Source organism: Oxalobacteraceae bacterium OTU3CAMAD1 (assembly GCA_024123915.1).
Classification (GTDB): domain Bacteria; phylum Pseudomonadota; class Gammaproteobacteria; order Burkholderiales; family Burkholderiaceae_D; genus Rugamonas.
On record CP099650.1, the window covers coordinates 2666056 to 2679737 of the forward strand.

Below are 13682 nucleotides of genomic sequence, written 5' to 3' on the forward strand. Positions count from 1 at the left end.
AAACGGAAACGCATAAATGACTACACCTATTCCACAAGAGGCGTTCAATCTCGCACCGGCGTATGCCGAGGTGACGTTGATCATTGGCGCCTCGCTACTCCTGCTGGTGGACATGTTCCTGTCCGAGTCCAAGCGGTCGATCACTTACGTGCTGTCGCTGGCGATCCTGGCCGTTTTGGCCGGCATCACCTTCGCCGACTTCAGCGCCGGCACCACCGCGTACACCTTCCACGGCATGTACGTCAACGATCCGATGGCGAACCTGCTCAAGCTGGCCACGTACGTGGCCGTGGCGCTGACCTTGGTGTATTCGCGCCAGTACGTCACGCAGCGCGGCATGATGAGCGGTAACCTGGGCGGCGAGTTCTACGTCCTGGCGCTGTTCGCGATGCTGGGCCAGATGGTGATGATCTCGGGTTCGAACTTCCTGACGATCTACCTGGGCGTCGAACTGATGTCGCTGTCGCTGTACGCGCTGGTCGCGCTGCGCCGCGATAACCACAAGGCCACCGAAGCGGCGATGAAGTACTTCATCCTCGGCGCGCTGGCATCGGGTTTCCTGTTGTACGGTATCTCGATGCTGTACGGCGCCACCGGCACCCTGGAAATCAGCAAAGTGGCCGCCGCCGTCGCAGCGGGCACCATCAAGCCGACCATCCTGGTGTTCGGTATCGTGTTCCTGGTGGCTGGTCTGGCGTTCAAACTGGGCGCCGTGCCGTTCCACATGTGGGTACCGGACGTCTACGAAGGTTCGCCGACCGCGGTGACCCTGCTGCTGGGCGGCGCGCCGAAGATCGCCACCTTCGCGATCTGCATCCGCCTGCTGGTGGAAGGCCTGCTGCCGATGGCGTTCGACTGGCAGCAGATGCTGATGGTCCTGGCCGTGCTGTCGCTGGCGATCGGTAACCTGACCGCTATCGCACAGACGAACCTGAAGCGTATGCTGGCTTATTCGACCATCGCGCAAATCGGCTTCGTGCTGCTTGGCCTGCTGGCTGGCGTGGTCGGCACCACCGACCGCACCGGCATCGCCGCCGCTTACAGCTCGTCGATGTACTACATCCTGACTTACGTGCTGACCACCGTCGGCAGCTTCGGCCTGTTGATGCTGTTGTCGCGTTCCGGTTTCGAAGCCGAAAACCTGAACGACTTCAAAGGCCTGAGCAAGCGCAGTGGCTGGTTCGCGGTCGTCATGACGATTTTGATGTTCTCGCTGGCCGGCGTGCCGCCGATGATGGGCTTTGCCGCCAAGTTCTCGGTGCTGAGCGCCGTACTGGGTACGGGCCAGATCTGGCTGACCGTGGTCGCGGTGATGTTCTCGCTGATCGGCGCGTTCTACTACCTGCGCATCGTTAAACTGATGTGGTTCGACGAGCCGACCGACACCGCGCCGATCGTCGCCCACGGCGACATGAAGTTTGTCCTGAGCCTGAACGGCCTGGCCATCGTGCTACTGGGCGTTCTGCCAGGCCCGCTGCTGGCGATGTGCCTGAAGGCGATGCAAGCGACCCTCGCCACTTGATGGATGTTTCCGTCGCAAGCTGGTTGGTGATCGCGATAGCCATCGCGGCCGCCAACCTGCCTTTTTTCAACGACAAAGTACTGGCCGTTGTTCCAGCCACGTGGGGGCGCAAGCCGCTGATCGTGCGCCTGGTCGAAATGGTCGCGCTGTACTTTGTCGTTGGCTTCCTCGGCTTCGCCCTGGAAGGCCGCATCGGCACCCGCTTCCCCCAGACCTGGGAGTTCTACGCGATCTCCGGCTGTCTGTTCCTCGTTTTCGGCTTCCCCGGATTCATCGCGCGCTACCTGCGCAAGCATCGCGACTGATACACTAGCGGCTTCAATCAAGGAGCCGACATGTCGAAACTGACAGAAACCCGCATCGACGGTGCATTGGTCTACGACGGCCATTTCCTCAAAGTCCAACGCGACACCATAGAACTCCCCGACGGCAAACGTACCGGCCGTGAATACATCCTGCATCCCGGCGCGGTGGTGATCCTGCCGCTGCTCGACGACGGCAAGGTGCTGCTCGAGCGTCAGTACCGCTACCCGCTGCACGACGTGTTCATCGAATTCCCGGCCGGGAAAATCGATCCGGGCGAAGACCCGCTGGCCAGCGCCAAACGCGAGCTGGAAGAAGAAACCGGCTACACCGCCACCGACTGGCAGTTCGTCAGCAAGATCCACAACGCCATCGCCTATTCGGACGAGCATCTGGACCTGTACCTGGCGCGCGGTTTGACCCTGGGCGAGCAAAAGCTGGACGACGGCGAGTTCCTCGAACTGTTCACCGCCACCATCGACGAACTGCTGCAATGGGTGCGCGAAGGTAAAGTCACCGACGTCAAAACCATCATCGGCGCGTTCTGGCTCGACAAGCTGCGCGCGGGCGACTGGAAGCTGGACTGACGTTATGAAGCCGGCGGCGCTGATCTTGTTGTTTGGCGTCGCCAGCGCCGGGGCTGACGTGACCCGGGCGGCTGAACGTACGCCGTTCCAGATCCGCTGCGAGGATACGATCAGCAAAACTATTTCGGTGCTGTCGACGAAGAGCAATGGCTTCACGATCAACAACCAGCTGCCTTACCGCGCGCTGACCTTGAAGACCGGCAGCATCGACGGCCGCAGCGAGACCCTGGGTCTGACCGTCACGCGGGCGCAGTATGCCGCCACGATGGGCGGGCCGATTTTGCAGGACAAGGTGAGCGGCTATGAATGCGTTGCGCCGCGTGTAGAGATCAAGTTGAACTACTCGCCTGTGTTGATTTACGTCGGCAACGAGTTCGTGCCGGGCAGTTGCGGCTACAAGACGATCCTGGAGCACGAGCAGCGCCACCTCAAAGCGTATATGGACAATCTGGCGCGGGTCGAAAAGGTGGTGCGCGATGCGCTGAACCGCCGCTTCGAAGGCAAGCCTTTGTACGCGCCGTCCGGCACCGCGCAATCGGCGCTGCAGCACGAGATCAACAGCCAGTGGATGCCGTTTATTCAGGCCGAATTCGACAAAGGCAAGGCGGAGCAGGCTAAAATCGACACCCCCGCCGAATATGCGCGTTTGGCCAACACCTGTAACGGCGAGATCCGGGAAATCGTCCAGCGCAGGCGCAGAAGATAAAGAAGATGACAGCACATACTGATACACCGCGCTACTTTGCGCTGCTGCCCGCCGCCGGCGTCGGCGCGCGCATGGCGGCCGACGGACCCAAACAATACCTGACGGTCGGCGGCAAGCCGATGCTGCGCCACGCCGTCGACGCTTTCCGCGCCAGCGATCTGGTGGCGCACACTTACGTCGTGGTCAGCGCGGCGGACGGCCAGATCGACGCCGTGCTGCCGCCGGACCTCGATGGCGTGACGGTGCTGCGCTGTGGCGGCGCCACCCGCATGGACTCGGTGCTCAACGCCTTGCGCGCGTTGGACGGCGTCGTCACCGACGCGGACCTGGTCATGGTGCACGACGCCGCGCGTCCCGGCCTGACGCCGGCCTTGATCGCCAAGCTGATTGAGGGCGTGGGCGACTACGCAGCCGGCGGGCTGCTGGCGCTGCCGGTGGTCGACACGGTCAAGCGCAAGGTGAACGCCGATGTCGCCACGGTGCCGCGCGACGGTCTGTGGCTGGCGCAGACGCCGCAGATGTTCAGCTACGCGCTGCTGCTGCGGGCGTTGGGCGGCGCGCCGGACGCCAACGCCATCACCGACGACGCCAGCGCCGTCGAGATGTTGGGCATGTCGCCACGGCTGATCGAAGGCCACCCACGAAATTTGAAAGTCACGCTGCCGGCCGATATCCGCATCGCCGAGATGTATCTGGCAGCCGACGAATAACCAAGGAATCTATATGAACAAACTCCCGTTCCGCATCGGCCAAGGCTACGACTGCCATGCTTTGGTGGAAGGCCGCAAGCTGATCATCGGCGGCGTCGACATCCCGCACCACGTCGGCCTGCTGGGCCATTCGGACGCCGACGTGCTGCTGCACGCGATCACCGATTCGATCCTGGGCGCGGCCGCGCTGGGCGACATCGGCAAGCATTTTCCGGATACGGACGTGCAGTTCAAGGGCGCCGATTCGCGCACCTTGCTGAAGGAAGCCGCGCGCCGCGTGGTGGCTACCGGCTACAGCATCGGCAACGTCGATTGCACCATCATCGCCCAGCGTCCGAAGATGGCGCCGCATATCCAGTCCATGCGCGCGAACATCGCCGAAGACCTTGGCCTGGACATCAGCCAGGTCAACGTCAAGGCCAAGACCAACGAGAAGCTGGGTTATCTGGGCCGGGAAGAGGGCATCGCGGCCGAAGCGATCGCGATGTTGATTGCCGCATAAGCATGCCGGGTTAGCGCGCCAGCAGCCCCGCAATGGCCTCGTCCAGTGTGACGACGCCCTTGCGCGGCGTTCCTTCAAAGGCGATCCAGCCTTCGTTGAACCCGTCCAGCATCCGCATGCGTGGAACGGGATTCTTCATACCTTGAGAAACGAATAGCTCTGCCCACGTATCGCGCGGCACTGCATGCGCTTTGACGTCGGTGCCAAGCAACCTGGCGAAGCTTGCCGCGATATCGGCTGGGCTGATGTGCCCCGGACCTTCCAGCTCCACCACGCGCAGCCCGCTCCAGGTTTGCCGCAGCAGCTCTTGCGCCACCCTCGAGATATCCGCGCAGGCGACCATCGGCACGGGGCGGTCGAGCGGTTGCAGGAAACTGGCAATGTATCCGCTCGCACGGGCGGACGCCACGTCCCACAGGCTGTTCTCGATAAACCATGCCGCCCGCAGGAAGGCGACGGGCAAATCCAGCGTGCCCAATTCCTGTTCCAGGATGCCCAATTGGTTGAGCAGGTTAGGACGTGTGGACTGCGCGCCGATGGTCGATAGCGCGACCACGCGGCCCGGACGCGCCGCCGCCAGCGCCGCGCGCAGTGCCGCGATACTGCGCCGCGCCTCAGGGTAGCCGTCGGACGGATCGAAGGTCGGCGGCAGCAGTACGAATACCGCTTCCGCGCCGGTGAAGGCTTGCGTCAGCGCAGCAGCGTCATTGACGTCGGCCAGCGCCACTTCAGCGCCGCGCGCAGCCCAGGCTTCGCCTTTGGCCGCGTCGCGCACCACGGCGCGCAATGGCAACCCCGCAGCCAACAGTCGATGGCCCAGCGCCGAGCCGACCTGTCCCGTGATACCGGTGATTGCATACATGGTGTTCTCCTTTGAAAATCGATAAGGAGAATTTTGATGCAAACCGGCCCATATTCCGATAGCATGGGATGCATATCATTAATGACCAAACAGCATATATGGCTTTTGACGAACGGGTGGTGAACGGCATGCGGGTGCTGGCCGCGATCGTGGACAGCGGCAGTTTTGTGCGCGCGGGCGAGGCGCTCGAGATGTCGCAATCGGGCGTGAGCCGTGCCATTGCGCGGCTGGAGTCGCGTCTCAATATCCGGCTGTTTGACCGCACCACGCGCAAGGTCTCGCTCACCGATGAGGGGCGCCGCTTCTACGCGCAGATCGGCCCATTGCTGGAGGGACTGGAGGAGGCGGTGGTGTCGGCGGGAGAAGGGGCGGTGGCCGTGCGCGGCAAGCTGCGGGTGAACGCCGATCCGCTGTTGGCGCGCCTGCTGCTTGGCCCGAGGCTGGGCGCTTTTTTAAAGCGGCACCCGGAGCTTGAACTGGACCTTTACGCCCGTGACCAGATCGGCGACATGGTCGGCGACGGCGTCGACCTGGCCATTCGACTCGGCCAGCCTCAGACCTCGTCACTGATCGCCCGCAAGCTGATGGACACGCGCGTGCTCACCGTCGCCACGCCTGCCTATCTGCGCAAGCATGGCGTGCCGAAGAAGCCGTCGGATTTGGAGAGCGCGGACCATACCTGTATCCACTTCCGCAATCCGGCCACGGGCAGGCCTTTTGATTGGGAGTTTCATCGTGGAGGTAAAGTCACCCGTGTGCAGCCGCATAGCCAGGTCACCCTCAACGACGCCGGCACCATGGAGAGTGTGCTGCTGTCAGGCTACGGCCTGGCGCAGGTCATCGATATCGCCGTGGAGCCGCTGCTGCGCTCCGGCGCGCTGACGCCAGTGCTCACGGCGTGGCCGGATGAACGTTTTCCGCTGTACGCGCTGTATCCATCGCGCCAGCATCCGCCGGCCAAGACGCGGGCGTTTCTGGAGTTCTTTCAGTCGCTGTTAGCGTGATGCAGGCAAGGGCAGCGGGGCCGCTTATTTTGACAACGACGCGAGGCGGGCTTCGGCGTCCATGGCCTTACTGATGTCTTCGTAAAACATCGTCGCCTCGGTTTCTAAAACTGACTTAGCGGCAGACTGCGATACCGTAGGGAAATCGGCAAGAAAGTCTTCCATTGTTTTACCGGCTAAAAGGTAGTCAAACATTCGCTTGATGGGCACCAGCGTTCCTCTGAAGACAGGCATGCCACCCATGATGTGCCGGTCTATTTGGACCTCCGGAACCTGAGTTCGCATGAAAGCTAGTACTTCGGGATCGACGGGGTCGAGCGGCGACGTGCGCAGAGGTAGCACCCGACCGTGTATCCGATGAACGCCGTTGGCATAAAATCCGGACTCTAGTGGTGGCGAGTCCTCGTCATATTCGATCTCGTCATCGCCAGGAATAGGCATGACATTGCCCCAACTGTCATTTCTGTCCCAATAGTCCACGTCGTTCGCGTCGGGTTGCTCGTCTAAAAGAGATGATTCGTACTTCATCGTCGTCCTCAGTGTAGGTGGTCATGTTCAGTGTAGTAGCTTGAGGATATCCTTCAAGCGGCACTGAATAAAAAAGCCGGGCTGCCAGGACGTCTCGCGACATCCTGCGCCCGGCTCTCTCATCGGTCCTTCGATCAGATCAATGGTGTGTGCTTATTGTCATACCTGTGGAAAACGATCTGCTACCATGGCGGTTTTTCAGCAAGGATGACCATGGCGCGCGATATTTATGCTTACCGGCAGGTGGCGGTGCACTCGGTGCAGCGCGGGGGCGTAGTCGAGATTCATCCGGTGCCGGGACAGGCGTTTTCACCCGAGCTGGCGGTGCAGTGTTCGCGGCGGATGAGCGATACGTCCTTGTATCCGCTGGGTACTTGTTTTCTGCTGGACGCCAAGTTGACCGACCGTCAGGGGGGCACGCCTTATCTTTTCGCTTGGCACGGTGATGACATCAAGGTGTTGTCGGCCAAGGAGACCAAGGCCTTTTTGGCTGAGTTCAGGCGCGGCAGGATTTAGGTGGGAATGCATGCGCCGCCGGCGGCGCATGCATGGCGGATTACGCGCTGCGCGCTAATCCGCCCTACGTGTTTCCTCATTTTCGCGGCGGTCTGTGGTCAGTGCACGGCGTGCAGTTTGCCTGACGGTTTGCCGTCGTCCTCGCCCCATTTGGCGATGACCGCCGCCATCGCGACGGCGAACACGCCGCCCACCACCATCGCGCTTGAGACGCCCAGATGATCGACCGCCACGCCGCCGACCAGAGCGCCGCTGGCCAGCGAGATCTGCGCGGTGGCGACGAACACCGCGCCGCCGCTTTCCATCGCATCGGGTGCGGCGCGGAACATCCAGGTTTGTACCGAGATCGGCATCATGCCGAAGGCCAGGCCCCAGATCACGATCAGCGCCGTTGCGCCCAGCAGCGAGGTGCCGATCAACGGCAACGCCGCCGCCGACAAACCCATGACCACGCCGGTGACGATCATCGACATGCGCACACTGCGCGCCACCGTCCAGCCGCCGATCAGGTTGCCGACGAAGCCGGCCGCGCCGTAGGTCAGCAAGAGCGCGCTGATGGTGGTCGCGTTCAGGTCGACCACTTGGCTCAGGAACGGCGTGACATAGGTATAGGCGGCGAATTGGCCGATGAAGATCAACAAGGTGGCCAGCATGCCGAGCCGCGCCTTTTTCACGCGCAGCAGCGCCGGCAGTTGCGCGAAGGTCAGGGACTGGGTCGTCGGCAGGCGTGGCAGCAGCCACATTTGCGTCAGCAGCACCAGCACGGCGACCGCGCCGGCAGCGTGGAAGGCCACGCGCCAGCCGACCAGTTCGCCGATCAGCGCGCCGGCCGGCACGCCGGCCACGGTGCCGAGCGAAATGCCGGCGAAGATGATCGAGGTCGCCCGCGTCGCATACTCGGGCGGGACCAGCCGGTTGCCCAGCGCGCCGCCGATGGCCCAGAAGCCGCCGACGCCGATACCCAGCAGCGCGCGGCCGATCAGGATCACGATGAACGAATCGGACAGCGCCACCATCAGATTGGAAATGATCAGGGTGGCCGTCAGCCCCCAGATCACATAGCGGCGGTCGGTCTTGCCGACGCCGATGGTGACCAGGATGGCGGCAAAGGCGGCCACAATGCCGGGGATGGTGACCATCATGCCGGCCATGCCTTCGGTCACTTTCAGTTCGGCGGCGATGGACGGCAGCAGGCCGACCGGCAGGAATTCGGTCGTGACGAGCGCAAACGAGCCGACGGCGACGGAAAGCACGGCCAGCCAGGCGGCGCGGGTTGGGGCGGTGGCGGGCGGCAACGACGCCGACGCCTCGCCAGCAGGCGGCAAAGCCTGTGCGGTGGAGGTAGATTGCATGGAATAGTCCTAGGTAGAAGTAAAAATGCTTGAGTTTTTTACTGATCGGTTCATAATGACGGCTGGAGATAACGTTGTCAACATAATTTTTAACCGATCGGTATGAAAGAATCTAATGCAGCAGCCCGCAAGACGGGCCGTCCGCGCACGTTCGATGCTGAAACGGCGCTGGACAAAGCGATGAAGGTGTTCTGGGAGAAGGGTTACGAGGGGAGCTCGCTGCCGGAACTGACCGAGGCCATGGGCATGAACCGGCCCAGTTTGTACGCCGTGTTCGGCAACAAGGAGAACCTGTTCCGCCTGGCGCTGGACCGGTATGGGGCCACGCACGATCCGCTGTTTAACGCGGCGTTGAAGGAGCCGACCGCGCGCGCCGTGGTCGAGCATTACTTGCGCGGTAACGCCGATGCGCAGACCGAGACCGACAAGCCGCATGGCTGTCTGGTGATTAACGGCGCGCTGGCGTGCAGCGACGATGCGCTGCCTATTCGTAATTCATTGATCGAGCGGAGGGCGGCGAGCGAGGAAAAGCTGCGCGAGCGTTTCGAGCGGGCCAAGGTGGATGGCGATTTGCCGGCCGACAGCTGCTCGGGGCAGATGGCGCGCTATGTGGTGACGGTGTCGAACGGCATGGCTGTGCAGGCCGCCGCCGGCGCCACGCGCGAGCAGTTGCAGGGCGTGGTCGATCAGGTGTTGCGCGGGTGGCCGTGATGCTGTTTTTTAACCCGCACGGCAGCACACAGGGGTCGTACCCCGTGGGGTACGACCCCGCCTTACCGGGTTACTGATTGGCTCATTCGGCGCCCGTGTCGTCGTCGTCATCATCCGTTTCGTCAACGCCGTCCTTGACGCCGCGCGCCCGCGCGGCATCGGTGTCGGCCTTGAGCTTGGCGGCGTTGCCCATGAATTGGTCGACGCTGCGGTCGCCGCTGCGCTTGACTTCCGGCGGCAACAATACGGACATATACAGCTCGTCCGACAAGCGGCCAGTGCCTTGCAGGTTGGCCATCAACATCAGTCCGGCGCCGACCAGCATCATGATCGTGGCGGTGGTGGCGAACTGCCGCGTCAGATGCGGCTTGATCGTCTTCAAGTGGAAGAACAGCATGCCGCAGACGATCGCCAGGCTGACCAGGTTGCCATAGCGCGTGAACCCTTCGGCCGACCATGCATAGGCGATGGTGCTGCTGGCCGCGCGCCAGATGCCCACCGCCGCCAAGCCACAACCCAATATAAACAGGTGCCGCCCCATGCGCGCATGGCTGCCGAACAGGCGGTTGGCCAGCGCCCATACGCCGCTCCACAGCAGCCCTGCCGCCAGGCTGGACGCCAACACCAGCAGGTAACGGATCAGCGCGAACGGCTCGACATCGGACAGCCACGTCTCCAGGCAACTGAAGACGGCGATCAGCACCAAGCCGATGGTGGCCGGCGTCGCGCCTTCCCAGCCGTGCATGGTGGTGTCGGCGATTTCGGCCGGCACCGGGAAGTCGGCCGCGCGGATGCGCAAGCGGGTGTGGCCGAGACGCACGACCGTGTCGCCGCCCAGCACGACTTCGGTCTGGCGCTTGCCGCGCGCGTAGGTGCCGTTCTTGCTGCCGAGGTCGCGCAGCACCAGCTTTTCCTGGGCGTCGTCCAGATTGACGATGGCGTGCGCGGCGGCGCTGTGGGCGTCGTCGAGGATGATGTCGTTGTCGTAGCTCCGGCCGAGGCGGATCGGCAAGGTGTCGGCCTTGTGTCGGTGCAGCACGTCCCCGTTGCGGGCGAGGATTTCGACGAAGTAGGGGGCCATCATTGCACGCCTCCCGTGGCCGGCTTGGCCGGTGGCTGGGCGGGGATCGGCGCCTTGTCGGCGGCTCCCCTTGCAGGCGTGGGCGTGGTCGATGGCTTGCCCGCCGATTTACCGGCCGGAGCGCGCACCGGGAGCGTCGCGCCAGCCGGCGCCAGCGACAGCGATTCGAGGAACACGCGCGACAGGCGCATGCCGTTGTCATACGAAACGCCGCGTGCATCGAGCCGGCTTTGCAGGCTCATCAACCCTTGATCGGTGGTTGCCGTCAGCAGCGCGAAGTCGTACAGGCCGGCGAACTTGCGGTAGGCGCGCACGCACAGCACGGCGCGCAGCGGCAGGTTTTTATTCTTGACGAAGTCTTCGGTGCAGTTGGGGCCGGTCAAACGGGTGTCCTTGTTGCTGCCGAAGTGCTCGTTCTTGAACGAGGCGCTGGCCAGTTGCGCGAAGCGCAGCTTGTCGAGGCCGGTGCCGCGAATGAACTGGTGGCGGATGCTGAGCTGTCCCGTTTGCAGCGAACCGCTGACGAAGATCGCCGACTCCATCGCGCAACTGGCGTCATCGACCGTGAACGGCTTGTCGGCCTTGACGTTGGAGCGGCCCCAGCAGCGCATCTGCTCGGACTCGCGCACCGGCACCTGATACGGTCCCATCGGCTTCAAACTAAGCGGACTCGACAGCAATTGGTCGACCATTGCGCGCTGGTGGCTCAGCAACTGCCCGGCCACCACGGACGTGAAATCGGCCGGCGCCTTGGCTTGTTGTTCGACCTTGCGCAGCAGGTCCTGGGCGAAGCGGGCCGGCACCAGGAAGCTGACCAGCTCGCCATCGAGGCGCTTGGAGACGTTGACGCCGGCCACCGAGCCGTCGACCGTCACGCTGGGACCGCCGCTCATGCCGGAATTGATCGGGCCGGTAAACATCAGCTGGTCGTAGAAGCTGCGCGCGATGACGCCGTTGTAGGCGCCCTCGGAAATGGCGAAGCCCAGGTCGAGCGGATTGCCCATCGAGTACAGATACTGGCCTTGCGTCAGGCGCGCCAGCTGGTCGGGCATCTTGAAGAAGCCGGTGCCGTTGCGGTTGACGCGCAGCACCGCCAGATCGTGCAGCACGTCGACCGCCAGCAGTTCCACATTGCCGCGCTGGCCGCTGGTGTCGACCCATTCGCCGACGTAGGTGTCCGGATCGAGCGCGAACTGCGACACCACGTGGTAATTGGTGACGACCAGGTTGCTCGTGCCGATCAAAAAGCCGGAACCCACCGACGACTGCGTACGGCCGCTTTTCAGCAGCGAACGCACCTGCAGGATGTCGTTCTTGGCCGACGCATATAAATGCTGGGCCGCGCTCGACGGCGGGGGCAGCGGCGCGGTATCGGCGGCTGCCGCGCCAGCGGCGGACGGGTCGGCCGGCTCGGGCGAGGCGGGTGAGGTGGGCGGGACCGGCTGCGCAGCCTGCGGCTGCGCAGCCTGCGGCTGCTTGCCCTTGGCAGGCGCGGTGACGGTCGTCGTGGTGGTTGCCGTCGTGGTCGCGGCGGTCGCGGTGGTGGTCGCCGCTGCGGTGGCCGCGTTGGCGGCGGCAGCCAGTGTCGGCGCGGCGGGGTTTGCGGTGGTGGAGGCGGCCAGCGCGCCAGCGCAGGCCCCGGTCAAGGCGATGGTTGTGGCAAGCGCGGTGAATTTCATGCAGTCCTTAGACTTATTCTATCGTCAACCTCAGAGCGCGCCATCTTCCACGGCGGCGGGCGTCAGAGGCGTCATCATATGGCCCAGCTTGGCAGCTTTGGTGTTCAGATAGTGCTGGTTGAACGCATTGCGGTTGACGAGCAGCGGCACGCGCTCGGCCACTTCGATGCCAAGTTTAGTCATGGCATCAATCTTACGCGGATTATTGGTCATCAGGCGCAGGCTTTTAACGTCGAACTGGGCCAGCATCGGCTTGACCAGCCCGTAGGTGCGCTGGTCCGGTTTAAAGCCCAGCTGCTCGTTGGCCTGGACCGTGTCGGCGCCGGCCTCTTGCAGGCGATAGGCGCGGATTTTGTTGATCAGGCCGATACCACGGCCTTCCTGGCGCAGGTACAGCAGCACGCCACGGCCTTCGGCGGCGATCTTCTTGAGCGCGCCTTCCAACTGGGCGCCGCAATCGCAACGTTGTGAGAACAGCACGTCGCCGGTCAGGCACTCGGAGTGCACGCGCGCCAGCACCGGCTCGCCGTCGCCGATATCGCCCAGCACCATGGCCAGATGTTCCTTGCCGGTGGCTTTTTCGACAAAGGCGTGCAAGGTGAACTGTGCCCAGGGCGTCGGCAGGGCGCACGAAGTCATGTAGTCCAATTCGTCTTTTGCCGGTGTTTCCGCGCTCTGCAACATAGCTATGCTCTTCAAATATTGATGATGTAATAAAGTAAAAAAGGCGCGCCGGGCTGTTCGAACAGACCCGGCGCGCCCTTCATCATACCAAAACTGGCGGAAAATTATTTTAGGCCAGCCTTTCCCATGGGAAGGGTTTGTTTGCTTGCTTAGTTTGGCAAATCAAACACCAGCACTTCGGCATCGGTCGCCTGTTCCAGGGTGACCAAGTTTTCCTCGGTGATCTTCGCCGCGTCGCCGCCTTTGAGCGCGGTACCGTTGACGGTCACGTCGCCCCGGATCACATGGACGTAGGCGATACGGCCATTGCCCAACTCATGCTTCAGGCTGTCGCCGGCAGCCATGATCGTCGCATAGATCGATGCGTCCTGATGCACCAGCACCGAGCCTTCGCGGCCGTCGTTCGAAGCGATCAGGCGCAGTTGGCCTTGTTTGCTCTCCGGCGTGAAGTGCTTTTCCTCGTAGCTTGGAGGAATGCCGACCTGGCCGGGCTGGATCCAGATCTGCAGGAAGTGCACCTGATCCTTTTGCGAACCGTTGAACTCGCTGTGACGCACGCCGGTGCCGGCGCTCATGCGTTGAACGTCGCCGTAGTGCAGCACCGAACCGGTACCCATGCTGTCTTTATGTTCCAGCGCGCCGCTCAACACGTAGGAGATGATCTCCATGTCGCGGTGGCCGTGGGTGCCGAAACCCTGGCCGGCTTCGACCTGGTCTTCGTTGATCACCAGCAGCGGGCCGAAACCGACGTGTTTTGGATCGTGATAGCTGCCGAACGAGAAGCTGTGGCGGGAATTCAACCAGCCGTGATTTGCCAGACCGCGTTCTTCACTTTTACGAATTTGCAACATGATGAGCTCCGTTTCTTCGATTGTTTTCAAGGTTGTGTTCAGCTGATGTGCGATAATTTTGAAAGCTTCTTTGTTATCGCCGCA

At 62.9% G+C, this 13682-nt stretch carries 16 protein-coding genes; 9 read left to right on the top strand and 7 right to left on the bottom strand.

Annotation, left to right across the window (positions count from 1 at the left end; all coding sequences use genetic code 11):
* Window positions 1-16: 16 nt before the first annotated feature.
* Genes nuoN through ispF form a run of 6 tightly spaced genes read left to right on the top strand, consistent with a single transcriptional unit; the run spans window position 17 to window position 4330 of the window.
* Complete coding sequence (nuoN, locus tag NHH88_11455) at window positions 17-1522, top strand: NADH-quinone oxidoreductase subunit NuoN (protein USX16359.1); 1506 nt, start codon at window positions 17-19, stop codon at window positions 1520-1522.
* Window positions 1522-1827, top strand: coding sequence for a DUF2818 family protein (locus NHH88_11460; GenBank protein USX16360.1), 306 nt, complete (start codon window positions 1522-1524; stop codon window positions 1825-1827). The genes nuoN and NHH88_11460 overlap by 1 nt, the downstream gene beginning before the upstream one ends.
* A 30-nt stretch (window positions 1828-1857) precedes the next feature.
* Window positions 1858-2412, top strand: a complete 555-nt coding sequence (locus NHH88_11465) for an NUDIX hydrolase (protein USX16361.1) — start codon at window positions 1858-1860, stop codon at window positions 2410-2412.
* A gap of 4 nt (window positions 2413-2416) precedes the next feature.
* Window positions 2417-3118: a hypothetical protein gene (locus NHH88_11470; GenBank protein ID USX16362.1), complete on the top strand. Its 702-nt coding sequence runs from the start codon at window positions 2417-2419 to the stop codon at window positions 3116-3118.
* A 5-nt stretch (window positions 3119-3123) separates the two neighbouring features.
* Window positions 3124-3828: a 2-C-methyl-D-erythritol 4-phosphate cytidylyltransferase gene (ispD, locus tag NHH88_11475; protein USX16363.1), complete on the top strand. Its 705-nt coding sequence runs from the start codon at window positions 3124-3126 to the stop codon at window positions 3826-3828.
* A gap of 13 nt (window positions 3829-3841) precedes the next feature.
* Window positions 3842-4330, top strand: a complete 489-nt coding sequence (gene ispF, locus NHH88_11480) for a 2-C-methyl-D-erythritol 2,4-cyclodiphosphate synthase (GenBank protein ID USX16364.1) — start codon at window positions 3842-3844, stop codon at window positions 4328-4330.
* A gap of 10 nt (window positions 4331-4340) precedes the next feature.
* On the opposite strand, the gene NHH88_11485 is transcribed toward ispF, so the two are convergent.
* Window positions 4341-5192 (bottom strand): NAD(P)H-binding protein, encoded by an 852-nt coding sequence (locus NHH88_11485; protein ID USX16365.1) that lies wholly within the window; start codon window positions 5190-5192, stop codon window positions 4341-4343.
* A gap of 98 nt (window positions 5193-5290) precedes the next feature.
* Here NHH88_11485 and NHH88_11490 point away from each other — a divergent pair, with 98 nt between their 5' ends.
* A complete protein-coding gene (locus NHH88_11490; protein USX16366.1) occupies window positions 5291-6196 on the top strand; it encodes a LysR family transcriptional regulator in 906 nt (301 codons plus the stop codon).
* A 24-nt stretch (window positions 6197-6220) separates the two neighbouring features.
* On the opposite strand, the gene NHH88_11495 is transcribed toward NHH88_11490, so the two are convergent.
* The gene (locus tag NHH88_11495) at window positions 6221-6724 is read right to left on the bottom strand and encodes a DUF433 domain-containing protein (protein USX16367.1); all 504 of its coding nucleotides are present in this window, start codon (window positions 6722-6724) and stop codon (window positions 6221-6223) included.
* 213 nt (window positions 6725-6937) lie between these two features.
* On the opposite strand from NHH88_11495, the gene NHH88_11500 reads away from it, so the two are divergent.
* On the top strand, window positions 6938-7240 hold the full coding sequence (locus NHH88_11500; GenBank protein ID USX16368.1) for a hypothetical protein: 303 nt from the start codon (window positions 6938-6940) through the stop codon (window positions 7238-7240).
* 98 nt (window positions 7241-7338) lie between these two features.
* On the opposite strand, the gene NHH88_11505 is transcribed toward NHH88_11500, so the two are convergent.
* Entirely contained in the window at window positions 7339-8592 is a 1254-nt protein-coding gene (locus tag NHH88_11505) for an MFS transporter (GenBank protein ID USX16369.1), read from the bottom strand.
* Window positions 8593-8694: 102 nt separating this feature from the next.
* On the opposite strand from NHH88_11505, the gene NHH88_11510 reads away from it, so the two are divergent.
* Window positions 8695-9303 (top strand): TetR/AcrR family transcriptional regulator, encoded by a 609-nt coding sequence (locus tag NHH88_11510; GenBank protein ID USX16370.1) that lies wholly within the window; start codon window positions 8695-8697, stop codon window positions 9301-9303.
* Between the two features lie 82 nt (window positions 9304-9385).
* Here the strand turns inward: NHH88_11510 and NHH88_11515 are convergent, their stop codons facing one another.
* The 4 genes from NHH88_11515 to NHH88_11530 form a co-directional block, all read right to left on the bottom strand.
* On the bottom strand, window positions 9386-10387 hold the full coding sequence (locus NHH88_11515; protein USX16371.1) for an FHA domain-containing protein: 1002 nt from the start codon (window positions 10385-10387) through the stop codon (window positions 9386-9388).
* Window positions 10384-12063 carry a serine protease gene (locus NHH88_11520; protein ID USX16372.1) on the bottom strand — a complete coding sequence of 560 codons (1680 nt, stop codon included), beginning with the start codon at window positions 12061-12063 and terminating at the stop codon, window positions 10384-10386. The genes NHH88_11515 and NHH88_11520 overlap by 4 nt, the downstream gene beginning before the upstream one ends.
* A gap of 30 nt (window positions 12064-12093) precedes the next feature.
* Entirely contained in the window at window positions 12094-12747 is a 654-nt protein-coding gene (gene ribA / locus NHH88_11525) for a GTP cyclohydrolase II (GenBank protein ID USX16373.1), read from the bottom strand.
* Window positions 12748-12896: 149 nt separating this feature from the next.
* Complete coding sequence (locus NHH88_11530; protein ID USX16374.1) at window positions 12897-13598, bottom strand: pirin family protein; 702 nt, start codon at window positions 13596-13598, stop codon at window positions 12897-12899.
* Between the last annotated feature and the right edge of the window lie 84 nt (window positions 13599-13682).